Annotated in this window: 18 protein-coding genes, 1 tRNA gene and 1 pseudogene; 11 read left to right on the top strand and 9 right to left on the bottom strand. The window is 69.6% G+C overall.

The genetic code is table 11. From position 1 onward, the window contains the following. Window positions 1-378: pseudogene (locus KBI5_RS04670) on the bottom strand (transposase); the annotation flags it as partial. A gap of 432 nt (window positions 379-810) precedes the next feature. Continuing rightward, window positions 811-2,592 (bottom strand): GGDEF domain-containing protein, encoded by a 1,782-nt coding sequence (locus KBI5_RS04665; protein WP_085014414.1) that lies wholly within the window; start codon window positions 2,590-2,592, stop codon window positions 811-813. A gap of 898 nt (window positions 2,593-3,490) precedes the next feature. Here KBI5_RS04665 and KBI5_RS04660 point away from each other — a divergent pair. Continuing rightward, window positions 3,491-4,333, top strand: a complete 843-nt coding sequence (locus KBI5_RS04660) for an SAM-dependent methyltransferase (protein ID WP_085014413.1) — start codon at window positions 3,491-3,493, stop codon at window positions 4,331-4,333. Between the two features lie 193 nt (window positions 4,334-4,526). On the opposite strand, the gene KBI5_RS04655 is transcribed toward KBI5_RS04660, so the two are convergent. Together KBI5_RS04655 and KBI5_RS04650 are read right to left on the bottom strand one after the other, a co-directional pair. Beyond that, entirely contained in the window at window positions 4,527-5,075 is a 549-nt protein-coding gene (locus tag KBI5_RS04655) for a flavodoxin family protein (protein WP_011436054.1), read from the bottom strand. Between the two features lie 517 nt (window positions 5,076-5,592). Beyond that, window positions 5,593-6,138 (bottom strand): hypothetical protein, encoded by a 546-nt coding sequence (locus KBI5_RS04650; protein WP_011436055.1) that lies wholly within the window; start codon window positions 6,136-6,138, stop codon window positions 5,593-5,595. Window positions 6,139-6,306: 168 nt separating this feature from the next. Here KBI5_RS04650 and KBI5_RS04645 point away from each other — a divergent pair, with 168 nt between their 5' ends. Beyond that, window positions 6,307-7,089: a DUF899 family protein gene (locus tag KBI5_RS04645; protein ID WP_085014412.1), complete on the top strand. Its 783-nt coding sequence runs from the start codon at window positions 6,307-6,309 to the stop codon at window positions 7,087-7,089. Window positions 7,090-7,542: 453 nt separating this feature from the next. Here the strand turns inward: KBI5_RS04645 and KBI5_RS04640 are convergent. Then, window positions 7,543-7,618: transfer RNA gene (locus tag KBI5_RS04640), tRNA-Leu, on the bottom strand. Window positions 7,619-7,864: 246 nt separating this feature from the next. Between KBI5_RS04640 and KBI5_RS04635 the strand changes: the two genes are divergently transcribed. From KBI5_RS04635 to KBI5_RS04615, 5 genes are all read left to right on the top strand, one after another. Next, entirely contained in the window at window positions 7,865-8,464 is a 600-nt protein-coding gene (locus tag KBI5_RS04635) for a response regulator (RefSeq protein ID WP_011436057.1), read from the top strand. 118 nt (window positions 8,465-8,582) lie between these two features. Continuing rightward, window positions 8,583-10,142 (top strand): branched-chain amino acid ABC transporter substrate-binding protein, encoded by a 1,560-nt coding sequence (locus tag KBI5_RS04630; RefSeq protein ID WP_235186897.1) that lies wholly within the window; start codon window positions 8,583-8,585, stop codon window positions 10,140-10,142. Window positions 10,143-10,531: 389 nt separating this feature from the next. Then, window positions 10,532-11,659: a branched-chain amino acid ABC transporter substrate-binding protein gene (locus KBI5_RS04625; protein ID WP_235463182.1), complete on the top strand. Its 1,128-nt coding sequence runs from the start codon at window positions 10,532-10,534 to the stop codon at window positions 11,657-11,659. Window positions 11,660-11,934: 275 nt separating this feature from the next. Continuing rightward, entirely contained in the window at window positions 11,935-14,592 is a 2,658-nt protein-coding gene (gene polA / locus KBI5_RS04620) for a DNA polymerase I (protein ID WP_198537510.1), read from the top strand. Between the two features lie 376 nt (window positions 14,593-14,968). Further along, window positions 14,969-16,921 (top strand): bifunctional diguanylate cyclase/phosphodiesterase, encoded by a 1,953-nt coding sequence (locus KBI5_RS04615; RefSeq protein ID WP_023841699.1) that lies wholly within the window; start codon window positions 14,969-14,971, stop codon window positions 16,919-16,921. A gap of 9 nt (window positions 16,922-16,930) precedes the next feature. On the opposite strand, the gene KBI5_RS04610 is transcribed toward KBI5_RS04615, so the two are convergent. Continuing rightward, complete coding sequence (locus tag KBI5_RS04610; protein WP_085014409.1) at window positions 16,931-18,058, bottom strand: M4 family metallopeptidase; 1,128 nt, start codon at window positions 18,056-18,058, stop codon at window positions 16,931-16,933. Between the two features lie 162 nt (window positions 18,059-18,220). After that, window positions 18,221-18,892, bottom strand: coding sequence for a hypothetical protein (locus tag KBI5_RS04605; RefSeq protein WP_011436063.1), 672 nt, complete (start codon window positions 18,890-18,892; stop codon window positions 18,221-18,223). A 99-nt stretch (window positions 18,893-18,991) separates the two neighbouring features. Here KBI5_RS04605 and coaE point away from each other — a divergent pair, with 99 nt between their 5' ends. After that, on the top strand, window positions 18,992-19,681 hold the full coding sequence (gene coaE / locus KBI5_RS04600; protein ID WP_011436064.1) for a dephospho-CoA kinase: 690 nt from the start codon (window positions 18,992-18,994) through the stop codon (window positions 19,679-19,681). 25 nt (window positions 19,682-19,706) lie between these two features. Here the strand turns inward: coaE and uvrB are convergent, their stop codons facing one another. Beyond that, window positions 19,707-21,839 (bottom strand): excinuclease ABC subunit UvrB, encoded by a 2,133-nt coding sequence (gene uvrB, locus KBI5_RS04595; protein WP_085014416.1) that lies wholly within the window; start codon window positions 21,837-21,839, stop codon window positions 19,707-19,709. Window positions 21,840-22,050: 211 nt separating this feature from the next. On the opposite strand from uvrB, the gene KBI5_RS26830 reads away from it, so the two are divergent. From KBI5_RS26830 to KBI5_RS04575, 3 genes are all read left to right on the top strand, one after another. After that, the gene (locus KBI5_RS26830; RefSeq protein WP_198537504.1) at window positions 22,051-23,373 is read left to right on the top strand and encodes a peptidase M50; all 1,323 of its coding nucleotides are present in this window, start codon (window positions 22,051-22,053) and stop codon (window positions 23,371-23,373) included. Between the two features lie 42 nt (window positions 23,374-23,415). After that, window positions 23,416-24,420 carry a TerC family protein gene (locus KBI5_RS04580; RefSeq protein WP_011436067.1) on the top strand — a complete coding sequence of 335 codons (1,005 nt, stop codon included), beginning with the start codon at window positions 23,416-23,418 and terminating at the stop codon, window positions 24,418-24,420. A gap of 326 nt (window positions 24,421-24,746) precedes the next feature. After that, a complete protein-coding gene (locus tag KBI5_RS04575) occupies window positions 24,747-25,772 on the top strand; it encodes a glycosyltransferase family 2 protein (RefSeq protein WP_023841696.1) in 1,026 nt (341 codons plus the stop codon). 97 nt (window positions 25,773-25,869) lie between these two features. Here the strand turns inward: KBI5_RS04575 and KBI5_RS04570 are convergent, their stop codons facing one another. Continuing rightward, a complete protein-coding gene (locus tag KBI5_RS04570; protein WP_011436069.1) occupies window positions 25,870-26,568 on the bottom strand; it encodes an MBL fold metallo-hydrolase in 699 nt (232 codons plus the stop codon). Window positions 26,569-26,672 lie beyond the last annotated feature (104 nt).

Here is a 26,672-nt window from a genome sequence, read left to right as displayed (position 1 = left end):
CGTGAACCGGTCCGCGGCCGTCGTCGCCCACCACTCGGCGAAACCGGCCTTCGAACGCGGGTCGACGAGCCGGTTGAGCGCGGCGAGCGCCAGGTAGGTGCCCACCGACGCCCCGGCGTCCGACCGGCGTGCCCCGGCCACCTCGTCGACCAGCCCGACCACGTCGAGCCGGGTCAGCATCTCCCACACGGCCGCGACATCACCAAAAGCGAGATGGCGGGTGCGTTCCGGCAGCGACGCGGCGTCCCGGGCCGCGACCGCCGCCGCGAGATCCTCGGCCGAGCCCAGGTAGCGCTGCGAGACGATCCTGRGCTCGCCGTCCACACGGGCCGACTCGACCAGGTAGTAGTACGTCTTCCCACCGACCTTCTTCCCCACCAACRACGACATGCTTTAGGTAATACACACCGGAAGGCGAACTGTCGATCAGGCGAGTACTCAAAGATCCAGGTCAGACCGTCCTGAACCAGCCACCGGCCAGCTCAACGGACTCCAAAGATCAACTTATCTAGGAAACTCCCGCTAGGGAGACACAACGAGGAAACCCTGGCGAACTTCGGCGCTTCGCCGCTGGGGCGGATCACTACCAGCGTGGGCGCACCGGTCCACCCGTGAAGAACCGGAGCAGGTCGCCGAGGATCCACTCAAGATCCAAATTGGGTTCCGGCTCGACTGGCGGTCCGGCCAGTCGAGCACCGGGGTGAACGGTGCGGTCGGTCACTGGATACCTCGATCAGACGGCGACCGACCTGAACGGGGCGCTCCTCCCCAGGCCGGTGATACGCGCGCGGAACGGGGCAGGCAGATGGATCACATCAGGCCTACTACTCGGCCGTAGGCGCCCACCGGGTCGTCCTGGCTGGGTGGGTCCGGGTGGCGGTGCTCGGGGAGGGCGGACAGCTCCGGCCGGTAGACGACCAGCCTGCCCGCGCGTTCCCGCTTGGCCGCGTACATGGCCAGGTCGGCCTGGTGCAGCAGGCTGTCGGGACTGGCCGGCCGGGTGGTGGAGCCGTCGAGCGTGACTAGGCCGAAGCTGGCCCGCGGGGTGTAGATCTGCCCGGCCAGCAGGCACGGCTCCTGGACTGCCATCGCGAGCCGCTCACCCACCTTCCGGGCGTCGACGCCGCCGCTGCCGAGAATGATGGCGAACTCGTCCCCGCCGAGCCGGGCGACGGTGTCCACCGCGCGGGTGTCCGCCCGCAGTCGCTCCGCGCTGATTTTGAGGAGTTCGTCCCCGGCGGCATGGCCGAGCGTGTCGTTCACCAGCTTGAACCCGTCGAGATCCAAAAACAGGACGGACACCGTCCCGGAGTCGCCGGCGTGGCAGGCGTCGGGGTTGTCGGGGTTGTCGGGGTCGTGGGTGAGGGCTCGTTGCAGCCGCCGAGTGAACAGCGCCCGGTTCGCCAGGCCGGTCAACGGGTCGTGGAACGCCTGATGGTGAAGCTGCCGTGCGCGCTGGCGTACCTCGGCCAACAGTCGGTTACTCTCCGCCAGGGTGACCATCTGCCGGACCAGCGCCACCAGCAGCAGTCCGACCATGCCGTACGCCTCGAACCGGTCGAGCTGCGCACCGGTCGACAGTTTGCCCAGGATCAGCAGGCCGGCCGCACCGAGCACGGCGTAAGGCAGCACGGCGTGCGCCCACACCGCCCGGGGGCCGCCCGGGGTGAGGCTGTCGGTCGTGAGGCTGTCGGTCGTGAGGCTGTCGGTCGTGAGGCTGTCGGGTGTGGGGTTGTCCGGGTGCGTGCGCGCCGGTAGCAGAGCGGCAAGGAAGATCATCATAAAGGCGAGGGTGAATCCGATCATGGCCCAGGGGGGAAGGTGGTGGCTGTCCGGCGCGGTGCTGTAGACGGAGATGTTGCTGGTGAGTCCGTCGATCAGCAGGCCCGTGCTGAGCAGTACCGACGCCGCCGGGGAACGCGGCCGGCGGAAGCAGGTGATCAGCAGCACCGCCGTGGCGAGGATCAGGCTGGCGACCGGGTGGAGCAGGGCGGCCAAGAGCTGGATGGGGTCGGGCGGGCCGGCCGGGACGAGCGCGGCGAGAGTCGTCCCCCACGCCAGCAGGATGATCGAGCCGACGATCAGCACACAGTCCAGCAGGGTGATCGTATGCCAGCGGTATCCGCTGTGTCGCGCGGTCCTGGTGTTCTCGCCCTGGCCTTCCACCGGTGCGGTGGGTAGGGACAGCAGCCCGGCCAGGGCCACCCCGTAGAGAACGAGGAAGATGGCATAGCTCGGGGACATGCGGCCAGTCAGGAAGCCGCCGGCGAGGAACGTCGCCGCCGTCGCGAGGTTGGCGACCAGCACGCCGCCAGCGGCGAGGCGGGCGAACCGCCGGCGGCGCTCCGTCCCGCGAACCTGCCGGGCGGTCCGGAAGCAGGCGGCCGCAGTGGCCAGTTGGGCAGCGGCGTCGAGGAAAATCGACGCGATTCGGGGGGTCTCCGGATTTACGACCAGTTTTCCCCAGGTCTTGCCGGATTCGGCTGGCCGCTGCGGGGCAAGTTCCCGAGTCCTCGTCTGGAAGAACTCGACGGCGGGCGTCCTCGCCAGCGTGTACCACCTATCGTGGGTGATCGGGTATACGGGGGTCATTATTTCTCCTTGGCGGGGTGTCAACCCGGATCGCCGTATTGCGTGCACAGCCAGCGACGATCATGACGGTTGGCGGTCGACGAAACACCGCGCCTGATCGTGCAGTGCTGTCACCGTCTTGACCTGCGTGACAGGTTCACCGTCCGTCGCATACAGRTCGGTGAGCGTGTCAGCGTTGTCGACGTTGACAAGGGTTCCCATCGGCTTTCCGCTGCCTTGTTGTATGAAGTGAGTCACAGCCTTGCAGTCGGTGGGGGGTGGTGCACCACCCCTCCGGGTAGTCAATAGCTGGAAATCGGGTGGTCAGTGTCCTGAGCGAAGCCACTCTTCCCGGWGATCCTGGTTTAGATCTTCTTTTTTTATGCGGAGCGTGGCGAGAAGCATGGGCGGTGGTCGAATCCGAGCTCCCGCCACCGTCGAAAGACCGGCGGGCACCACCTCAAGGGCACGAACGTCCACGTCCGCCGACGGTGCTCCCGTTGCTGACGGTGTTGGTGCGGCTCGCCTGCGTGCAGGACCGGGATGGCGGCCGGCCGCCGCTGGCTGGCCGCCCCTGGCTACCCACCCGGCGATCGCCGGACGGGAAAACCACGGGTTCACCCGTGAATGGACATGAACCTAAAGTTTTGGTATCGCGCCTGGACTGGGCGGTTCGGGTGCGTGGAGCCGGCGTTGCGGCGGTGGGGACGTTCCCATTTCCGTAGCCGGGTGTGGGTGGGAAAGGCGACGGGATCTGCCGGGCCGGGCCCGTTTCCAGCGGCCGCCTTCTCCAGGGTCGGGCCTTCTCCAGGGTTGCTGTGGATGGTGCCTGCCCGTGCCGTTAGGGTGCTCGTCAGTGGCATCCGAGTGGCATCCGAGTGGCGAGCGGATGTCCGAGTGGCAAGGGGATGGAGGAGCGGTGACGGAAACACGGGACCCGGCGTGGGTAGCGACGACGGGGGACCGGGAGCCGGTGAACCTGCGGATGGATCTTCCTCATACGGCCCGGATGTATGACTACTACCTGGGCGGGAAGGACAACTTCCCGGCCGACCGGGAGGCCGCCGAGCAGGTCATCGCCGCGTTCCCCAACGCCCGCGTCACGGCCCGGGAGAACCGGGCGTTCATGACGCGGGCGACCCGGTTTCTGGCCGGGGAGGTCGGGATCCGCCAGTTCCTGGATATCGGTACCGGCATCCCCACCAGCCCGAACCTGCACGAGATCGCCCAGGGCCTCGCCCCCGACACCCGGGTGGTTTACGTCGACAATGACCCGATCGTGCTCACCCACGCCCGCGCGTTGCTGACCAGCACCCCGCAGGGGCGCACCGCCTACCTCGACGCCGACCTGCGCGACCCTGACGGGATCCGCGCTGCCCCGCAGCTGCACAGCACTCTTGACCTCACTCGGCCGATCGCCCTGTCCGTCGTCGCGATCTTCCATTTCATCCCCGACGCGGATGATCCCTACGGGATCGTGCGTCGGCTCCTCGACGCGTTGCCGTCGGGGAGCTATCTTGTCCTCACCCACGGCACCGGAGATTATGATCCGGACGCGGAACGGGCGGCGGAAGCCTACCGGCAGAAGGGGATGTCGGTGCAGCCCCGCAGCCGATCCGAAGTCGAACGTTTCTTCGACGGGTTGGAGCTGGTCGACCCCGGGGTTCAGGTCGTTCACCGCTGGCGGGCCGACGGCAGCGCCGTCGAGGAGCTGACCGACGCGCGGGTCAGCATCTRCGGCGGTGTTGCCCGCAAGCCGTAGCACACCATCCGGGCCAGGGCAGGTCTGAACCCGTCAGGCCGCGCAACATCCAGATATCCAGACGTGCCTACCCATAACAAGATCTACAAGATGCCTGAATGCTTACGCGCAACGCCCGGGCGGGCCGAGGGCTGTACGCCGGTGACCGCGAACCGCTCGACCACTACCGCTCGCCGTTGATCCATGGCTCCGGTCAGACCGGAAACTCGGTCCTCGCCGGCTCTGTGGCCACGTGCGACAGGTGTTCGCCCCACCGGCGCGCGCGGTCGATCTCCCCTGGTGCGAGTGCGTTGTCCTTCGTCACGAAGAAGCTCTCCGGCGGGCAAACCTGTCGCGCTCCGTGCCGGCGCAGCAGCCGGTGAATGCGCTTTGACGCCCGGCCAGTCAAGATCGAGGGCCCGTGTGCGCGCGTATCGAACGCTGCCGCATACCCCTCGATCACGCCGCAGCGGGCGAACCATTCCCGCAGTCCGGGGCCTTCTGCGCCGGGCTCGAGCGCCACACCGCTCGGTGGCTTCCGAGCGATCTCGCCGGCCGACGTACGGCTGGCCGGACGGCTCATGCCGTGCACATGCGTGGGACCGCCCACGACGACGACGTCGGCACCGCTGATCACCTCAGGATTTGCGTCACGCACCGGGATGACGACTACCTCATGGAGCGGGCCGATGCCATCCGCAATCGCCTGGCCAATCTGCCTCGTGTTCCCGAACATCGACTCGTACACAACAACAACCCGCATGGCGAAATGCCTCCTCGGATTCACTTACGGCGATGACCCGCAAACGCCGCCGCCTCGGGATCCGACGTTGCCGCTGCCTCGGGAGCCGACGTTGCCGCCGCGTCGCGGGAGGCAGCATCCGCATAGTTCCCTTCGTCTCCTCTTCGCCGTGGCCGGCCAAGATCCGGCCCGGGCCTCCACGCCTTGTGCTCCTCAGTGGTCCCCAGCGGGGGCAGCATCCACCGGTGCGAAGGTCCCGGCCAAGCAGAGCACTGATGCCCGGTGGCCTCGCCCAACCGGTCATAGCGCGGCGGTGGGACTGAGCAGGATCGCGGACATCCTTCACGGTCCGCGTCGATGCCCATACAGTGAGCGCCTGATCAAACGTGTGCCCGGCTGGAGCGATTCCGCCTACGGCTACGCAGATCGTCCTGTTCCGCGCGCACCCACCACGCCGTCACGGCCGTCCGCCCGTGCCCGAGGAGTGAGAGGAGCAGAAGGCACGCCGCAGCGACCGGTTAACTGTCCCGGTCCCTGATCAGTCGTTGCCGCCTGTCGTGCGGCGGGTGCTGAGCAGGCGCTCTTCCAGCCAGGCCCATCCTTCGGGGCGACGGTGCCAGCGGTGCCAGTCCCACAGCACCCCGTGCACCCGCGGGCCCTGTTTGATGACCGCCAGCACCGCGACGCGGGTGCCTTCGGAGACAACCATCTCGGGGAACTCGCGAACCGCGCCGTCGGCGGTCCGGAACGATATGCCGCCGCTGCCGAACGGACCGGCGACCATGTCAGCCAGCTCCCCGACCGCTCCTTCGACGCGCGGGATCTCGACGGTCGCCGCCCCTCGATGGGGAACGTCACCGATCGCGACTAGTTCCCCCGTGTCGTGGAACCATTCCAGGTGCGCGACCCTCGACGCGAGGGCAGCAGCGACCGGGTCGGGCACCTGCCAGTTACCGAAATTGGTGATGAAACTGGTCGGGCGCCGCTCGTCGGCAGCGAGGAAGTCGTTGATCCCCCAGATCTCGACGTCCGCGCCTGCGACGGGCAGATGGGAAAGTGGTCCCCCGCCGGTATTCGCGGTCACCCTGCCTCCTCACGGCGCCGTTGCTCGATCCTCAGTTTGCCAGTTGCCAAAGCACGTTCCGCGCCGCCCCCTGCCGCGATGCGTTCCGGCCGGGTCGCGAGTCTGTTCTGGCGACCGTCGTAGGACGTCGTAGGACGCCGCCCGGCACGAGACACCACGGAGGAGACCATGACGACCACACCGGACGGCCCGGCCACAGCGCTGCCTGGCCGCCCGCCCGTCGTTGACCTGACTGCCTGGCAGACCGCCCGTGACGAGCTTCTGGTCCRCGAGAAGGCCCACACCCGCGAGGGCGACGCCYTCGCCGCGGCCCGCCGCCGGCTGCCGATGGTGGAGCTCGACGGGACGGTCGAGGTCGTCGGGCCCGACGGCCCGGTCCCGTTCCTGGACTTGTTCCAGGGCCGCGACGAGCTAGTGGTCTACAAGCACATGTGGTATGACGGCGCGCCGCACCAGGGGCAGTGCGAGGGCTGCACCACTACGGCCTGGCACCTGAAGGACGCCGTCTACCTCAACGCCCGCGGCGTCTCGTTCGCCATCCTGACCACGGGCCGTTGGGACGAGGTGGCCTCCTACGTTGAGTTCATGGGCTACACCCAGCCCTGGTACTCGGTGCGCGACGTGGAYGGGCYGGTCGGCGGCARCATGGGTTACATCACCTGCTTCCTGCGCGACGGCGACCGCGTGTTCCTCACCTACTCCACGACGGGCCGTGGCAACGAGCCGGTCAACGGGTCCCTCGGCCTGCTCGACATGACGCCCTACGGCCGCGGCGAGGCATGGGAGGACAACCCCGAGGCCTGGCCCGAGGGGCGCAGCTCGTGCTGGTTCTGGCGCTCGGACGCGGACGGGAACGCCACCTGGGGCCCGACCAGCCGCCCCGTGCCGCAGTGGACCCGCCCCGGCGCGACCCCCGTGGAGACCCTCGGTCGGCACGGCCACCACCACTGACGCGCCTTCGTCGACGGTGTCGGCAGGAAGCGCCCGTTGAGCGTTTCTATGCTGGCGTGCGTCTTAACGAGGATGAACAGGAGAAAATCCGCGCGGGGCTGCGGACGGAGCTTGACACTCGTCGGCGGGTGCGGCGAGCTGTACCAGCTGTCCGGACCGCAGGTGCAGCGCATGAGTAACCAGGCTTTCTTCACGAAGCTCTTGGCAGAGGTCGAAGAGGACGAGGCGGTCGTAACCGGCGTACGCCTCCGCGAGCCCTACGCCACGCTGACAGGAGAGGCGTTTCGGCGGGCGGTGGCCGGGGGTGGTGGCCGCGCCGGGCATGAGCCGGGCTGGGACAGTGACAAGCCCGGTCTGGCCGCGGACACAAGCCTCGGCCACGATCTGGACCCTGTTGGGGATCTTGGTCGTGGCCAAGGCTTGACCGTGACCAAGGTTCGAAAACGATCTATCTGGTACCCCGGGTGGGATTCGAACCCACACTGTCGGTGGTTTGAGCACCGTCTCTCTGCCGTTGGAGTACCGGGGCCGGCGGGTGGAGCGTGTTGGATCAGACGGAACAGGGGCGAGTTGGCGCAAGTGGAACGGGCGGAGGAACCGGGCGGGACGAGGGCGAGGAGATCGCCGTCGAACCTGGCCGGAACCGCTCCTTGAAGACTCTATCCGGGTAGGGTGCGTTTCGACCTCCCGCCCTCCGTGTCCGGGGCGGGACGGCCCCCCGATCGTCCGTCCTGCCACACTAGGGACGCACCTCCGAGACCAGGAGTCCGACTCGATGAGCCACCCCTCCTCGAACCCGCGCCGGGTTCTGATCGCCGAGGACGAAGCGCTGATCCGGCTCGACCTCAGGGAGATGCTCCAGGAGGAGGGCTATGAGGTGGTCGGGGAGGCGGGCGACGGYGAGATGGCCGTCAACCTCGCCGGCAAGCTCCGCCCCGACCTGTGCATCCTCGATGTGAAGATGCCGAGGATGGACGGCATCGAGGCCGGTGCGAAGATCGCCAAGGACCGTATCGCTCCCGTCGTCATCCTCACCGCCTTCAGCCAGCGGGAGCTGGTGGAACGTGCCCGTGAGGCCGGCGCCATGGCCTACGTGGTCAAGCCGTTCCAGAAGAAGGACCTGCTGCCCACGATCGAGATGGCGATGAGCCGCTTCACCGAGATCGTGAGCCTTGAGGCCGAGGTGGAGGACCTGCAGGGGCGCCTGGAGGCCAGGAAGATCATCGAGCGGGCCAAGGGCGTGCTGCAGACCGAGCACGGCATGACCGAGCCGGATGCCTTCCGCTGGATCCAGCGCACCTCGATGAACCAGCGCCGGACGATGCGGGCGGTCGCCGAGGCCGTGCTGTCGGGTGAGGCGTTGCCGGGCTCGTGACCTCCGTGTCCGTGATCCCGGAGGCCGGGTGAGCGATTCGTCGCGGACGTCTCTCGCGTCGATGACCGGTTCGATCGGGCGGTGGACCCGGGCCAGATCGCGCACCGGTCGCGGACGCGTGGCGCTTGCGGCTCTCGCCGTCCTGGTCCTCGCGGTGCCCTCGGTCCTGGGGCTCACGCTGGCCGCCAGCCTCGGCGCAGGCGATGACGCCGGTGGCGGCGCTGGCGCCAGAGCCGCCACCGGCGTCACCCGGGTCGCCACCCTCGGTGTGATGGCGCCGCTGTCCGGGGATCTCTCCACGGACGGGGTGAGCGCGCGCAACGCCGTCGCGCTCGCGGTCGACGAGGCCAACAAGTCCGGGGCCGTCCCGGGCTGGCGCATCGAGCTGTCCGCCCACGACGACCTGTCCCGTCCGGACGGGGGAGCGCAGGCCGTGGACGCCTTCGTGGCGAACAATCATGTCATCGGCGTGGTCGGGCCGCTGAGCTCACTCGTAGCGAAGGTGTCCCTGCCCACGCTGAGCGCCGCTGGCATCCCCGTCGTCTCCCCGTCGAACGCGGACCCGACGCTGACCGACTCCGGTTCCCGGCCGCGCACCCGGCCCTTCCCGTCCTACTTCCGCCTGGCCGGAACGGACGAGCGCCAGGCCCGGGTCGCAGCCGAGTACGCGGTCAGGACGCTCGGCCGCAGGCGTATCGTCGTCGTTGACGGCGAACCGAGATACGGCACGACCCTGGGCGCCCGCTTCGCGGCGCGCGCCGCCGCTCTCGGCGCGTCGGTGACATCGGTGTACCAGGTCCGGGGGGACGAAGCGGACGGATCCGAGATCGCCGACACCGCGCGGGCGATCGAGGAGGACGCCCCCGATCTGGTCTACGTCTCGACGGGTGCGGCCTTCGCCGGGAAACTGCGGGCCCGGCTCGCCGACGCGGGGACGTCGATCCAGGTAGTGGGTTCGGACGCGTTGCTCCAGCCCCGCTACACCGACGAGGCGAGGTCGGCAGCCGACGGCGATCTGATCATCGGTCCGCTGGTCCCGCCGACCCGGCTGCCGTCCTCGGGTGCCTTCGTCGCGGACTACTCCGACCGTTTCGGGGGACCGGCGGATGACGAGGGCAGTACCCGTCCCGGGGCCTCGGGCGGCGTGGAATCGCCTGGCGCGAGTGGGCGGTCGAGTGGGACTCTGGGCCCGCGGGGCCAGGAGGACCCTGCGGACCTGCGGAGCCAGGAGGATCCAGCGGAGACCGCCTCGCCCGGCCGGGGCGCCACCACCACCCCGAGGGTGGTCCACGGCACCTCGGCACCGGTATCGGCACCGGGGCCGGGCCTGGAGGAGGGGCCCCACGGGCCCCCGGCCGCCGGTACCCGCGGTACGTCCGGGGTGAACGACCCCGCCGCGGAGCTGGAGCTGCGGCGGGCCGAGGCCATCCCCGCGGTCGCGGCCTATGCGTAYGACGCCGCCAGGGCGATCATCCGCGCAGCGGCCACGGTGCTGCCGGGCCGGACGACCGTGGACGCGGCCACCAGACACGACCTCGTGACGGCGATCGGAAGCGGCTCGTTCGCGGGGATCACCGGCTCCGTCGCCTTCGACCGCTGGGGGGACACCCGATCGCCCACGGTCGTGCTCTACACGGTACTCGGCGGCAGATTCGTCCCGTTGAAGACGGAGAACTGACCGACCGGCGGTGACGTGTCGGCGGCTGCCGTAATGGCTGCGGCGGCTGCGGCAACCGACATCCTCCGACCGGGCCGTTGCGGGTTCTGCCGGGTCGTTCGCTTCTCCGATCGGGTCGTTTGCTTTCGGACTCACCGGCGAAACCCCCTTCAAGTTACGACACGCTCACGTTGCGCTTCCCTTCCACTCCTCCGAAGGTTACGTTTTCGTCACTATCCGCTGTCGATCGGTTGCCGATGATGCGGTGGCGGACCGGGTCCTGACGCCGAGGGTGTCGGTAGCGGCAGCGATGTGCTGTGGGAGGGCGTGTCATGACGGGTCCTGGACGGCGAGGGGGCGTGCCCCGACCGAGCGTGACGCGGTGGGGGGCCCTCGGATCCGTGGGTGTGCTGACAGCCGCGGCCGTCCTTGCCGGCTGCGGCGGTGGTTCGTCCGGTGACGACGGGAAAAAGGAATACGCCATCGGTTTTCAGGGGCCGCTCTCCGGCGACAACCAGCAGCTCGGCATCAACGCCTACGACGGGGTGCTGACCGCTGTCGAGCTAGCGAACCGGCGCAAGGATCTGCCGTTCAGGCTGCGCCTGGTCGCCTCGGACGATCAGGGTATGGCCGAGCAGGGGCCCACCGCCGCGCAGAAACTGATCGACAATCCGGAGGTCATCGGCGTCGTCGGCCCCGTCTTCTCCGGACCGACGAAGTCGAGTGAGCCGCTCTACAGCGGGGCCGGGCTGCTGTCGGTCAGCCCGTCGGCCACCAATCCGGCGCTCACCGATCTCGGGTTCACCAGCTTCTACCGGGTCATCGCACCGGACACCGTGCAGGGATCCGCCGCCGCGGAATACCTTGCCAAGGTCGTGAAGGCGGACAAGGTCTACTCTCTCGACGACCGGAGCGAATACGGCACCGGCTTGTCCGGAGCGCTCGAGAAGGCCCTGACCGGCCGTGGCATCCGCGTGATCCACGACGGCATCAATCCGACGAAGGACTACACGTCCCAGGCCACGAAGATCCTCGCCGAGAATCCGGACGCCGTGTACTATTCTGGCTACTATGCGGAACTCGCGTTGCTGACCAGGGCGCTGCGCAGCAAGGGGTACACCGGGAAGGTCGTCAGCGGCGACGGCGCGAACGACGACCAACTCATCCACCAGGCCGGTGCCGGCAACGCCGAGGGAACGCTGCTGACCTGCCCCTGCGGTGACCCGAACAGCGATCCCGCGGCGGCGGGGTTCGTCGCCGACTACAAGACGATCAACGCCGACGCGCGGCCTGGAACCTATTCCGGCGAGGCTTATGACGCCACGAACGCCGTCATCGAGGTGCTGCGCCGGCTCGGTAGCGGCGCGACGCGGGAGGCCGTGCTCGCCCGGTTCGGCTCGGTCGACATTCCTGGCGTCACCAAGCGCATCAGATTCCGGAAGAATGGTGAGGTCGAGGGCTCGACGGTCTACGTGTACGAGGTCCGGGCCGGGAAACGGGCCGTGCTCGGCCCGGTCAGCTCCCTCGTCAGACCGTAACCGGCGGACCTGCCCGGCCGGCGGAGCGACGTGGTCGACGCATCGGTCCGCCCGCTCGCGGCGAAACTGTCCGACCCACGGCCTAAACTCGCCGCGTGTCCGTCACCACTTCGTCCCCCACCTCGTCTCCGTCCGGGAGCCGCTCGGCAGCGTCCGCCACTGGGGCCACTGGGGCCACTGGGGCCACTGCGGCCACTGCGGCCGGCCCGGCCGTGTCCTCGCCGAGTCCCGCGCCATCGAGCCCCGCGAAGTCGACCCCGGCAACGCCCCGGTTGTTGCTGCTTGATGGGCACTCGCTGGCCTACCGTGCCTTCTACGCGCTGCCGGTGGAGAACTTCTCCACCACCACGGGCCAGCCGACGAACGCGGTGTACGGATTCACCTCCATGCTCATCAACGTCCTGCGCGACGAGCGGCCGACCCATGTCGCCGTGGCGTGGGACCTGCCGACCCCGACCTTCCGGCACACCCAGTACGCCGAGTACAAGGCCGGTCGGGGCGAGACCCCGGCCGACTTCGTCGGCCAGGTCAGCCTCATCCACCAGGTGTGCGACGCCCTCGCGGTGCCGGGGGTCAGCGCGCCRGGATACGAGGCCGACGACGTGATCGCCACGCTCGCGACCCTGGGCGCGGCCGAGGGGATGGACGTGCTGGTCGTCACGGGTGACCGTGACGCGCTGCAGCTGGTCGACGAGCGGGTGACGGTGCTGATGACCCGCAAGGGCATCAGTGACATGGTCCGCTTCACCCCCGACGAGGTGCAGGCGAAGTACGGCCTGTCCCCAGTGCAGTACCCGGACTTCGCGGCCCTGCGCGGGGATCCCTCCGACAACCTGCCGTCGGTGCCGGGGGTGGGGGAGAAGACCGCCACCAAGTGGATCCAGCAGTTCGGCTCGCTGGCCGAACTGGTCGACCATGCCGACGAGATCGGCGGGAAGACCGGGGCGTCGCTGCGCGCCCACCTGTCCGAGGTCATCCGCAACCGTTCCCTGACGGAGCTGTCCCGTGACGTGCCGCTCGACGTCGTCCCCGCCGGCCTGCGGATGCGGCCCTGGGACCGGGAGGCCGTCCACCAGCTGTTCGACACGCTGCAATTCCGGGTGCTGCGGGAGCGGCTCTACGCGGCCCTCGCGATCGCGCCGCCTCCCGCCGACGAGGGGTTCGAGATCGAGCTGACCGTGCTCGGGCCGGGCGAGGTGGCCCGGTGGCTCGCCGAGCACGCCCACAGGGTCGGCCGTACCGGCCTGCACGCCCGGGGCACCTGGGGGCGCGGCACCGGTGTGCTCGCCGGTCTCGCGCTGGCCGCGGCCGGCGGTGCCGCGGCCTGGATCGACCCGACGCTGCTCACCCCCGCGGACGTGGCGGCGCTGGGCGCCTGGCTCGCCGATCCGAACCAGCCGAAGGCCGCCCACGACGTGAAGGGGCCGATGCTGGCCCTGACCGAGCTTGACCTGCCGCTCGCCGGCGTCACCAGCGACACCGCGCTCGCGGCCTATCTGGCTCTGCCCGGCCAGCGGTCCTTCGACCTGGCCGATCTCGTCGCCCGGTACCTGCATCGCGACCTGTCCGCCGACCCCGTCCCGGGCGGCCAGCAGCTGACCCTCGACGGCTCCGGCGAGGCCGACCAGGCGCACGCGGACGCCGTGCGGGCCCGGGCCTGCCTCGAGCTCGCCGACGCCCTCGACGCGGACCTCGAACGCCGCTCCGCCGCCACCCTGCTGCGGGACATCGAACTCCCGCTGGTCACGGTCCTGGCCGGCATGGAGCGGGCCGGCATCGCCGTGGACTCCGAGCACCTGACCGAGCTGCAGAAGCACTACGGCGGCGAGGTCAGCGCGGTCGCCGCGCAGGCCCACGAGATCGTCGGCCGGCCGTTCAACCTGGGCTCCCCCAAGCAGCTGCAGCAGATCCTCTTCGACGAGCTGGGCCTGCCCAAGACCAAGAAGATCAAGACCGGTTACACCACGGACGCCGACGCCCTCGCCTGGCTGGCGGTCCAGTCCGACCATCCGCTCCTGCCGGTGCTGCTGCGGCACCGCGACGTGGCCCGCCTCAAGACGGTCGTCGACTCGCTGATCCCCATGATCGACGATATTGGGCGCATCCACACCACGTTCAACCAGACGATCGCCGCGACCGGCCGGCTTTCCTCCGCGGACCCGAACCTGCAGAACATCCCGATCCGGACGGCCGAGGGGCGCCAGATCCGCCGGGCCTTCGTCGTCGGCGCGGGCTACGAGACGCTGCTGACGGCGGACTACTCGCAGATCGAGATGCGGATCATGGCTCATCTTTCGGGTGACGAGGGCCTCATCGAGGCGTTCGGCTCCGGCGAGGACCTGCACACCTTCGTGGCCGCCGAGGCGTTCGGCCTGCCGGTCTCCGAGGTCGACCCGGAGCTGCGCCGGCGGATCAAGGCGATGTCGTACGGCCTGGCCTACGGGTTGTCCGCGTTCGGCCTCGCCGGGCAGCTCGGCATCGCGCCGGACGAGGCCCGGGAGCACATGGACGCCTACTTCGCCCGGTTCGGCGGGGTCCGCGACTTCCTGCGTGGGGTCGTGGAACGGGCCCGCAAGGACGGCTACACCGAGACGATCCTCGGCCGCCGTCGCTACCTGCCCGATCTGACCAGCGACAACTCCCAGCGGCGGCAGATGGCCGAGCGGATGGCGTTGAACGCGCCGATCCAGGGTTCCGCCGCGGACATCATCAAGATTGCGATGTTGGGGGTCGACCGGGCGCTGTGTGCCGGGGGGTACGCCTCCCGGCTGCTGCTCCAGGTGCACGACGAACTCGTCCTCGAGATCGCGCCCGGCGAGCACGATGYGGTCGAGCGGCTGGTCCGGGCCGAGATGACCTCCGCGTACACCATGTCGGTGCCRCTCGACGTGAGCGTCGGCGCCGGCTGCACCTGGGACGACGCGGCGCACTGAGTGTTCCTGTTACTGAGTGTTCCTGTTACCGAGCGTTCCTGTACCCGGATGTCATTTTTGTGCCGAATTACTCCGCTGGCTTCCCGGATTTTCCGTCGTCTCCGGTATCAGTCGAGGAATTGTACCGAACCGTGAAATTGCATCGGTGCCRGGAAGCTGCTGGCTATGATGTCGGTCACGCCGGATCGACGGCTATGTTGGAAGGAAGCCTGACCCGGCCCTGTCGCCGTCGTGCACCGTGATCTCTCGGATGCGGGGTCGTTGCGACACCCGGAGCGACGTCCCGTTCGGTGCGGTTCGTCCCTGTTCGGTCCRCCTGATCCGCTCGGTCCGTTCGGTCGGGCTCATCGCGGGTCAGTGCGGGAGGAAGCGGTTTTTGATCAGCGGGCGTACGTTCGCCGGCCGTCGGCGTTTTCTCGTGGTCACCCCTGCGATCGCGGCGGTGCTCTTCCTGCTCGCCGGGTGCATTCCGGGCTCCCCGGGTTATCTGCGCTGGGGAAACTGGCTGGGTCTGGTGGTCGCGGTCGGTAACGCCGTCGTCGGGCTGGTGGCCAACCCGAGAGGGCGCTGGATTCCGCCCGTCGCCGTCGCCTCGCTCGCCGCCGCGCTCGCCTTCGCGCTGGCGAGCGCGGCGCCCGGCCGGAACGCGGACACATACCTGACCTGGTTCCCGGTGCTGTGCGCCTATGCCGCCCTGGTCCCCGTCGGCTGGGCCGTCGCCGGCACCGCGGCCGTCTGCGCTGCCGTCGTCGCCGGCGTCACCGCCCACGGCGGACTGGCCGAGGCCGCCGCGCCCATGTTCTCCACCATCGCCGCCGTCATGCTCGTGGGCGCGGTGGCGAAGGCCCTGTTCCGTGAGGGCCTGCTGCAGAACCGTTCCGATCCCCTCACCCGCCTGGCCAACCGGGGCGGGACGATGGAAATCGGGCAGTCCGCCGTTGCGAAGATCAATGCCGCGGGGAACGAGGCTGTCCTCGTCCTGGTGGACCTCAACCGGTTTCACGAGGTCAACGATGCGCTCGGTCACCTCGGCGGCGACCAGCTGCTGAGGATGATCGCTGAGACGTTGCCGACCCTGACCCCGAGGCCGGTGTTCGTCGGTCGGGCCGGCGGGGACGAGTTCGCGCTGGTGTTCCGCGGGCCCGAGATCATCCCGGCGCCGCCCGCTTCATCCGTCTCATCTGCCTCGCCCCCCTCATCCACCTCATCTGCTTCACCTGTCTCGCTCGGCCCGTCGGGCGCGCCGGCCGTCCGCGGCCCCCTGCCCGCGGCCATAGCCGCYGGGCGGCGGCGCACCCTGGGCCGGCGGGTCCTCCGCCAGATCCAGGGGCCCTTTCAGGTCTGCGGGGTCGACGTCGAGGTGGACGCCTCGGTGGGCATCGCGGTGGCCCCCCGCGACGGCGCGACCATGGCCACCCTGATGAGCTGCGCCGATGCGGCCCTGCTGCGGGCCAAGCGGGTCGGGGAGAGCGTGGGCCTGTGGGATGCCGGCATCGCCGGGGTGCGGCCCGAGGAGATCGCGTTGAACGCCCAGTTGCGCGCCGCGATCGGCCGCGACGAGCTCGTCCTGTACTACCAGCCGGTCCAGTCAGCTCGGACCGGTGGGATCGTCGGTGCCGAGGCGTTGCTGCGGTGGCGACATCCGAGCCGTGGGCTGCTCCCCCCCGGCGAGTTCCTGCCGATCGCCGAGCGGTCCCCCCTGATCGCGGACCTGACCCGGTGGGTTCTCGACGAGGCACTGCGGCAGTGTGCCGCCTGGGACGCGGGGGGCCTGCACCTGCCGGTGTCGGTCAATCTCTCCCCCCGGATGCTGGTGATCGACGATCTTCCCCGGGTGGTCTCGGACTCGATCGCCGCGCACCGGCTGGCCCCCGACGTCCTCACCCTGGAGATCACCGAGAGCGCCCTGGTCACCCAGCCCGCGCGTGCGGCGACGATGCTGGGTCAGTTGCGCTCCCACGGCGTGGCGCTCTCCCTCGACGACTTCGGCACCGGGTATAGCTCGATGGAGATCCTCAAGACGTTGCCGTTTGACGAGGTCAAGATCGACCGGGGGTTCGTCACGGACGTCCGGGGGAGCCTGCCCGACGCCGCGATCGTGCGTTCCGTGCTCGATCTGGGACATCGCCTGGGGCTGCGGGTCGTCGGTGAGGGCATCGAGGACGAACGGACCCTGACGATGATGGTCGACTTCGGCTGCGATCTGCTGCAGGGAGAGGCGATCTCGCCTCCGCTGCCGGCGGAGCGCGTCCGCGAGCTGCTGCGGACCCGGGCCGCGAAGGCGGGCAAGGTGGTCCCGGGCGGTGACGTTCGATGTCGCCGGGCGTGATGGTCCGAATTACCCGGCTGCGCTGACCTGCCCGGCTGCGCTGACCTGCCCGGCTGCGCTGACCTGCCCGGCTGCGCGGACGACGATGCCGACGGCCTGCCACGCCTCGGAGACGGCCTTCCGCGCGTCCGCACCGAACAGCAGGCCGGCCTGGTGCACGGTCACCGAGGCGAATGCACGGAACGTCGTGTTCGGCCGGATCTGYGGTGCGCGCAGGGTCTCGTACCAGATGCGGCCGGCCTTCTCCCAGGCGTATCCGCCGAGAGCCGTCGCGGCGAGGTAGAACGCCTTGTTCGGGATGCCCGAGTTGATGTGGACGCCGCCGTTGTCGGCGGTCATCCGGACGTAGCGGTCCATGTGGTCCGGCTGGATGTCGTCGCCGAGTACCGGATCGTCGTAGGCGGTCCCGGGGGCCTTCATCGACCGCAGCGCGACGCCTTGGACGGCGTCTGTGAGCAGCTCGTCGCCGATCAGCCAGTCGGCCTGCTCGGCGGTCTGGCCGCGGACGTACTGCTTCACCAGGGAACCGAAGACGTCGCTGATCGACTCATTGAGCGCGCCGGACTGGTTCACATACATCAGCGCCGCCTCGTCCTCGGTGACGCCATGGGTCAGTTCATGACCGATGATGTCGAGCGACGCCGTGAAACGCTTGAACAGCTCGCCGTCGCCGTCGCCGAACACCATCTGGCGGCCGTTCCAGAAGGCGTTCTCGTAGTGGTCGCCGTAGTGCACGGTGGCGAGCAGAGCCATCCCCTCGTCATCGATGGAGCTCCGGCCTAGGACGTCGGAGTAGAACGCGAACGTCGAGCCCAGGCCGTCGTAGGCCTCGTTGACCGCCGCGTCGTCGATCGCGGCGCCACCCTCCTCGCGAACCATCGCACCCGGCAGGATCTCGGTGCCGCCCGCGTCGCTGACGGTACGCCGCGGGCTGGTCTCGGGCGCCGGGCGCGGTGGGACGGCACCGCGCCGCGTCGAGCGCATCAGGGCGTTGTGCACCCGGATGGTGCGATGAGAGGTGTCCTGGAGCAGGGTGGACAGGGCCCGGGAACGCTGCTCCTCGGTGCCGTTGCGGACAATGCGTTCGAGGATGTGGGGTGGGACCGCGCAGGGCAGGGCGTGGCGGGGGCAGGGCATCGTCGACTCCGTAGCGTGAGATGATCGCCGGTGGATTCCCGCGGGCGTCGACGGCCGCGGATGACCCCGGAGTCACCGACCTTGCTACCTGCGACACAGGATGTCCAGAGAGTGCCGGTCCACCGCCTTCTTCTGGCTAGCCGGAAACGTTCCGTTACCACCCTATCCGCGATGCCGGCCGGGCGACCAGCCGGACGATGGGCCGGGCGGGGAACCGGATGCAGTGCGGAGCCGACCCCGACGGCGCAGGAGCGTCCGCGCCCCCAGCTGGATGATCGCCAACGTGAGGCTGCCGAGGATCAGGAAGGTCATGTTCTCGTCGAGCCAGGTGACGACGCCGTGCATCCATGGCGTCACGGCACGCGCCGCCGTCAGGTAGAGGGCCGAGGACAGCAGGGAGCCGGGAACCAGGAAGCGCAGGAACCGGCGCAGCGGGACGTCGCCGGCGCCGAGCGCCGCGTCCACCGCCGCGTTGGTGTTCAGCAGGCAGAACCACAGCAGCGGGCGCTGGGTGCCGCGGCGGGACAGCGCCGCCACGACGCGGCCGGTGCTGATGCGCCGTAGGAGCACCGAGCGGATGTTGTTGCGGGCCAGACCGAAGTAGCCGACGTCGATCAGCCCGCGGAAGAACGCGGCGATCAGTAGGGCGGGAACGAACGGCACCGTGCCGCCGACCAGCAGCAGGATCGCCCACGTGGGTCGCAGCGCAACGAGCAGCAACGGTGCCGAACCGGCGAGCGCCGGTGCCAGCGCGAGGCCGAGGGCACCGAGACCGAGCAGCGTGCCGGTGAGCAGGGCCGGCCAGAGCCGGTGCGCGACCGGGGCAACCTCCATCCGCACAGTCTGCCAAGTACGCGAGCTGCCAAGTACGCGAGGGCGCAGCCGGGCGGACCGGCTGGGTGGCTGGCTCCGGGAGCTGGCAGACTCGGCGATGTGTTCACAGTAGGTCTGACGGGTGGCATTGGTTCGGGCAAGAGCGCGGTGTCAGCGTGCCTCGCGGCCCGGGGCGCCTTGCTGATCGACGCCGACCAGGTCGCCCGGGACGTGGTGGCGCCCGGCACCCCGGGGCTCGCCGCGGTCCTGGCGGAGTTCGGCACCGAACTGGCGAACGCGGACGGCGGCCTGGACCGCGAGGCGCTCGGCCGGATCGTGTTCGCCGATCCCGCCGCCCGCGGCCGGCTCGAAGCGATCGTCCATCCGCTGATCCGCGAGGAGACGGCGCGGCGCATGGGGGAGGTGTCACCGAGCGGAATCGCCGTGCACGACATCCCGCTGCTCGTCGAGGTGCACGCCGAGGGCACCTACGACGTGGTGCTGGTCGTCGAGGCGCCGCGGGAGCTGCGGCTGCACCGCCTCGAGGGCCGCGGCCTGCCCCGCGACCAGGCGCTGGCGCGGATGGCGAACCAGGCCACGGACTCCCAGCGCCGGGCCGCTGCCGACATCGTGGTGGACAACGGCGGGAGCCTGGACGACCTCGACGCCCGCATCGAGGAGGTCTGGCAGGATCTGCTGGCCCGCCGCGACGCCAAGGCCACCGCCAAGGCCACCGCCAAGGCCGAGACCGTCGCCAGCGGCACGGATACTGCCGCCAGCGGCACGGACACCGCCGCCCCAGCCGGCTGATCGTGGCAGGCCGGCGCTCACGGCATCACTGCACGCCGGCGGCGCCCATGCCACGCAGCTCCTTCTTCAGCTCGGCGATCTCGTCGCGCAGCCGGGCGGCCAGCTCGAACTGCAGCTCCTTCGCCGCCTCGTGCATCTGGTCGTCGAGCTGGCGGATAAGCTGCGCGAGTTCGTGGGAGGGCAGGCCGGCGAGTTCGGCGGCGTACCGGCCGACGGCGCCCTCCCTGCCGGCGCGCGACTTCATCCCCGGAACCGGGGCCTTGCCGCGGGACTGCGATCGGCCGCCGCCGCCAATCAGCTCGCCGTCGGCCGACTGGCGAACCATGTCGTCGAGGATGTCGACGACCTTCTTGCGCAGGGGCTGGGGATCCAGCCCGCGCTCGGTGTTGTAGGCGATCTGCTTCTCGCGCCGCCGGTTCGTCTCGTCGATGGCGCGGCGCATCGACGGGGTGATCGCATCCGCGTACATGTGGACCTGCCCGGACACGTTACGGGCGGCCCGGCCGATCGTCTGGATCAGTGACTTGTCCGAGCGCAGGAAGCCCTCCTTGTCGGCGTCGAGGATGCTCACCAGCGACACCTCTGGCAGGTCGAGACCCTCGCRGAGCAGGTTGATCCCGACGAGCACGTCGAACTCGCCGCGGCGCAGCTCGGTGAGCAGCTCCACCCGGCGCAGGGTGTCCACCTCGCTGTGCAGGTACCGCACCCGGATGCCGAGTTCGAGCAGGTAGTCGGTGAGATCCTCGGCCATCTTCTTGGTCAGCGTGGTGACCAGGACCCGTTCGTCCCGCTCGGCGCGCAGCCGGATCTCGTGGACGAGATCGTCGATCTGCCCCTTCGTCGGCTTGAGCACGACCTCGGGGTCGAGCAGGCCGGTAGGCCGGATGATCTGCTCGACGACGCCGACGGACCGGCCCAGCTCGTAGGGGCCCGGGGTCGCCGACAGGTAGACCGTCTGGCCGATGCGCTCGAGGAACTCCTCCCACCGCAGCGGGCGGTTGTCCATGGCACTGGGCAGCCGGAACCCGTGCTCGACGAGGTTGCGCTTGCGGGACATGTCGCCCTCGTACATCCCGCCGATCTGCGGGACGGTGTTGTGCGACTCGTCGATCACCAACAGGAAGTCGTCGGGGAAGTAGTCGAGCAGGGTGTGCGGCGGGCTCCCGGCCTCGCGGCCGTCGATGTGCCGGGAGTAGTTCTCGATGCCCGAGCAGAACCCGACCTGGCGCATCATCTCGATGTCGTAGGTGGTGCGCATCCGCAGCCGCTGTGCCTCCAGCAGCCTGCCCTGCCGCTCCATGGTGGCCAGCCGCTCGGCGAGCTCCGCCTCGATGCCGGCGATCGCCCGCTCCATCCGCTCCGGCCCGGCGACGTAGTGCGTGGCCGGGAAGACGTAGATCTCCTCCGCCTCGCTGACGACCTCCCCGGTCAGTGGATGCAGGTAGGTGAGCCGCTCGATCTCGTCGCCGAACATCTCGACTCGGACGGCGAGCTCCTCGTAGACCGGGAAGATCTCCACCGTGTCCCCCCGGACCCGAAACGTCCCGCGGGTGAAGGCGAGGTCGTTGCGGGTGTACTGCACGTCAACGAAGCGGCGCAGCAGCAGGTCCCGCTCGATCTCGTCGCCGACCCTCAGCCRCACCATCCGGTCGATGTACTCCTGCGGTGTRCCGAGGCCGTAGATACAGCTGACGCTCGCGACCACGACGACGTCCCGACGGGTGAGCAGGTTCATCGTCGCCGAGTGCCGTAGCCGCTCCACCTCCTCGTTGATCGAGGAGTCCTTCTCGATGTAGGTGTCCGTCTGCGCGATGTACGCCTCGGGCTGGTAGTAGTCGTAGTACGAGACGAAGTACTCGACGGCGTTGTGCGGCAGCAGCTCCCGGAACTCGTTGGCGAGCTGCGCGGCGAGCGTCTTGTTCGGGGCCATCACCAACGTCGGCCGCTGCAGGCGCTCGACCAGCCACGCGGTGGTCGCGGACTTTCCGGTGCCGGTGGCGCCGAGGAGGACGACGTCGGACTCGCCGGCCCCGACCCGCCGGGCCAGCTCGTCGATGGCGGCAGGCTGGTCGCYCGACGGGGAGAAGTCGGACACGACCTGAAACGGCGCCCGCGTCCGCTCGATGTCGATGGTGGGCCGTTCGAACGTTGTGCTCACGGCTTCTAGCACACCACAGGCCTCCGACAGTTTCCGAATCTCGATGTTGCCGAACTTCGATGTTGCCGAACCTCGGCAACGAAATCGTCGGCAAAGTCGCGGACTCCCTGCGGTGTCTGCCGGGACGTTGACGGGCAGGCTATGCGTTGAGCATGTATGACACCCGGTCGTGACCGCGGCCCGGTGAAGGCGAAAGGAGCTCTGAGCGGACATGACCACCCACGACGCCACCCGACGGGGACATCTCCCGCCGATCACGGTGCGTCCGGGACTGGCTGTCTCGGTGGCGATCGTCACTGTCCTCCTCTCCGCGATCACRCTGCCGGCCACCGTGCCCGGCCGGCCCGGATTCGCCTACCTGTCCGGCGGTCTGATCGGGGCGGGCTTGCTCGTGGGCGTCCTGCTGGCCGCCGATCTGATGCGGGCCCGGTCGGCCCGTCGGTCGGGGGTGACCGTTCTCGGCATCACCCTCGGCGCCTTCGGAAGCCGGCTGGTCCTGGCCGGTGCGCCCGACCGCTCCGCGGGCGTGGCGGTCGCCCCTCACCCGACAACCCCTCACCCGGCCGCCCACCAGCCGGCACTCCACGGTATCGATCTCGCGCCGCCGCCCGTGGCGGCCCTCGATCCCACGCCGGGGACGGGCACCCAGGTCGGCACCCAGGTCGAGGCGCGGATCGCGCGGGCCGGCCTGCTCGGCGCGCGCACGACTGCCAGTGCGGCGCTCCACCCGGGCTGCGATCAGCCGGCCGCCGGAGCTGCGCGGGGAGGGAAGGACGTCAACGAGGGTCACCAGCAGCGCGAAGGTACCCACCCACAGGGCCACCTCGCCGGCCAGTTCCCAGGTGCCGGCGGGTGCCAGGGCACCGAGCACGACAAGCAGGGCCCCGGCGGCAGCGGTGACGAGCAGGCCGCGGCCCGCGCCGGCGTGATCACTGGCTGGTCACTGATCGCCGTCGGGTTGGTCGGGTCGTTCCTGGTCGGGTTCGTCGCGCTGTGGGCTGTCCTGCTGGGTTGGTTGGCGCTGGGCACCTCCCGGTTCGCCCAGGCGCAGCAGCGGACCTACGTCGCGCTGGAGGGTCTGACCGTCCGGGACGTGATGAGCCCGCCGCCGCCGCCGTTGTCCGCCTGGACGACCGTCGCAAGCGCGCTGGACGAGGTTGTACTGCCGTCGCGGAGGGCGGTGTTCGGAGTCGAGGACTTCGACGGATCCCTCGCCGGGGTGGCGCTGTTGCGTGACCTCGCCGCCGTGCCGATGGACGATCGAGGTCTCGCCCGGATCAACCGGGTCATGATTCCGCTGGAGATGGTTGCCACCGCCCGTCCGGACGAGCAGCTGACGGACGTCACCGGCCGGCTTCTGGAGCGGCCGGCCGCGGGCTGCGTCGCCGTCATTGGCGCCGCCCCGGATGACGGTCGCCTTCGCCTGATCGGAACGGTGGGCCCGGTGGAGCTGAAGCAGGCGGTGGAGACCGCCCCGCTGCGCGGGCGCGCCACCACGGTCCGCCCCGCCCATCCCGGCGGCTTCTGGCGCTGACCGCCCGCCGTGGCGGGCACCCGACTCCGCTGGAGATCATCTGTGTACGTGCCCCCCTGGGCTTGGGCCGCCTTCGTCGGCGTCCTGCTCACACTCCTGACCATCGACCTGCTGGCACATCGTCGGGCTCACGTCATCGGCTTTCGCGAGGCCGCGTGGTGGAGCGTTCTGTGGGTCTCGCTGGGCATCGGATTCGCCGGTGTCATCTGGGCCTGGCAGGGCCCGGGGCCCGCCGGCGAGTACGCCGCCGCGTGGCTGCTGGAAAAGAGCCTGTCCGTCGACAACCTCTTCGTCTTCGCGCTGATCTTCTCTTATTTCAAGGTGCCTCGCGCCTACCAGCACCGCGTCCTGTTCTACGGTGTGCTGGGAGCGCTTGTGCTCCGTTTCCTGTTCATTGCGGCCGGCATCGCGCTGCTCGAACGGTTCAGCTTTGTCATCTACGTCTTCGGGGCTTTTCTGCTCTACACGGCGGTCACGATGCTCCGGGGCGACGGCGTCGAGATGGATCCGGGCCGAAGCAGGGCGGTCGCGCTGCTTCGCAAGGTCATTCCGGTCACCGACGACTATCAGGGGCAGCGTTTCGTGTTTCGGCGTGCCGGGAAGCTGGTCGCCACGCCGCTACTGGCCGTCCTCGTCGTGATCGAGACCGCCGACGTCCTGTTCGCGTTCGACTCGGTGCCCGCCGCGCTCGGTGTGACCGACAAGGTGTTCCTGGTCTACACGAGCAACGCCCTGGCCATCCTGGGGCTGCGGTCGTTGTTCTTCCTGCTCTCCGGTCTGATGGAACGTTTCCACCACCTGGCGACGGGGCTCGCGTTCATCCTGGCCTTCATCGGCGTGAAGATGTTGCTCACCGACGTGTGGCACCCGCCGATCGCGCTGTCGCTCGGTGTCATTGTGGTGACATTGATCGTGGCCATCGTCTGGTCGCTGCGCACCACCCCGCCGGCCCCGCGGTCCGTGGCCGAGCCGGAGGGGGTAACCAAGCCGGAGGGGGTAGCCGAGCCGGGGGGCGTGGCCGAAGGCTCCCAGGAGGTGCCCCGATGACCGGTGGGCGGGTGGCGAACCGGGCCCGGTTCGCCACTTGCCCGGAAACATATCGAGGAATGGTGTCGCGACGCGCCGGGAACGAGGATGCCTGACAGTCCTGGCTCAGCGGTTATGCTGGCTCCGGCGGGTACTGCGGTACATTCGGTGCACATCCAGCCGCCGGAACGTATCTCTCTGACGTGGGCGAGGAGACGCGCGGGCGGGAATACTCGACGTTCCGGGACCGATCGTGTGTACTCGTTCGGTGTGAGTCGTGGTCCTTTCTTGCCGATTCTTCCCGAAATTTCGCAGCTCGTTGCGGGCGTACTAGCCGAAGGCGGATGATGCACAGGCTGTTGGCGGTCGTCGTTTCTCACGGGGGATCGACGTCTCTGTACCGGTTGCTGACCACACTGGATGCCATGGCGGAATGTCGGGTGTTTCTGGTAGAAAATGATGGGAAATCCCGACATGATGCGTTGCCGGACGGTGTGCGCGTGGTCCAGGGGCACGGGAACGTCGGATACGGCACCGCGGTGAACCTCGCTGTCCGCCGTGCCCTGGAGGACGGGCTGCGGCCGGAGTGGATCCTGGTGGTCAACAGTGACGTGACGGTCCCTGCCGACACCGCGACGATGATCCCGAAGCTGCTCGCCTGGGCCCCGTCGTCCGCCGACGTGGTCGGCTTCCCGATCCGCGGCACGGCGGGCGAGCGGGGACGGGCGAGTGCCGTCCTGCCGCGCCCGCGGACGAACGCCTACACGGCGGTACGGGGCGAGATCGCCGCGGTGGAGAGGTGGCCGGAACTGCGCTATCCGGTCGGCGCCTTCTTCGCCGTCCGCTCGGAGATTTTCCTACGGCTGGGCGGATTCGACCCGTCGTACTGGATGTACTACGAGGAGACGGATCTGTTCGCCCGGTTGCACGCCGCGGGTGGGCGCATCGTCTGGGCGGACGACGCCTGGCCGGTCGTTCATGTGGGCGGGGAGACCGTCGGGCGGTCCGGGCTGCTGTACGCCGAACTCGGCCGGTCGGCAGCCACCTATGCCCGGCGGCACCGTCACGACGTGGGCCGGTCGTGGACCGCGGTGCACGCGGCCCAGTTGACCGTCCTCGCCGCGCGCAAATTGGCCGTGGGCCGGTCGCACGACGCGTTGCGCGCGGTCCGGATCCTCTCCGGGCTGGTGAGCGGGCTGGCCCGGCCAGGCTGGGAGCCCGCGGTCAGCTCACGGTGGCACGCCGTCCCGGCCGAGACGCGGCTGCGTCTCGGCCATCTCCGCCCGGTCCCGCGGACGCCGCGGCAGCGGCAGGACGATCTGATCGATGATCTCGCCGACGGCTCCCCCGGCTCCTCTGGCCAGCGGACGTAGCGCCAGCATCACCTCGTGCCGGAGGGGGTCTCGGGGGAGTGAGCGTATCCGGTGGCGTGAGTGCGCGAGCTCGCCGCAGCCGGCCTCACCCCCACCGTCACCAGCCGCGGGCGCGCCATTCCGCCAGGTGCGGGCGTTCGGCGCCGAGGGTGGTGTCGTGTCCGTGGCCGGGGTAGATCCAGGTGGTGTCCGGCAGTGGGCCGAAGATCTTGCGTTCGAGATCGTCCATCAGCGTCGTGAAGGCCTGTTCGTCACCGAACGTGTTTCCAGGGCCGCCAGGGAACAGGCAGTCTCCGGTGAAGAGGTGGGGAGCGGCGGGATCGGCGTCGTAGAGCAGGGCGATGGATCCGGGTGTGTGCCCGACCAGGTGGATCACCCGAAGGGCCGCCGTCCCGACGGCGATCTCGTCCCCCTCGCGCACCTGCCGCGCGGTGGGCACCGGAATGGCCGGGGCGTCGTCCGGATGGGCGACCGTGCTGGCCCCGGTGGTGGTGACCACATCTGCGAGGGCCTGCACATGATCATCGTGCCGATGGCTGGTGACCACCGTTGCCAGCCCCGCGTCCCCGACAAGCCGCAGCAGCGTGTCGGCCTCGTTCGCCGCGTCGACGAGCAGCTGCTCCCCGGTGACCGGGCAGTGCAACAGGTAGGCGTTGTTGTTCATCGGGCCGACGGCGACCTTGGTGATCGTCAGGCCTGGCAGGGTCCGCACGTCGGCCGGACCGCCGACCGTGACTTTCCCGGTGTACTCGGTGTAGCCGGTGCGGCTGGTGTCGCCGCCGTTGGCGTCGCTCATGACGATCCTCTCCGGAGTGGATGGCGCGGATGGGACGGGAACAGGGGATAGCTGCCGGTCGTTACGGTCCGTCGGGTGGCACCGGGAGATCTGACGCCTCTGAC

Source organism: Frankia sp. KB5, assembly GCF_002099325.1.
In the GTDB taxonomy this organism is placed as follows: Bacteria; Actinomycetota; Actinomycetes; order Frankiales; family Frankiaceae; genus Frankia; species Frankia casuarinae.
The sequence above is the reverse complement of the archived record's forward strand: the minus strand, read 5'-3'. Positions and strand labels throughout refer to the sequence as shown.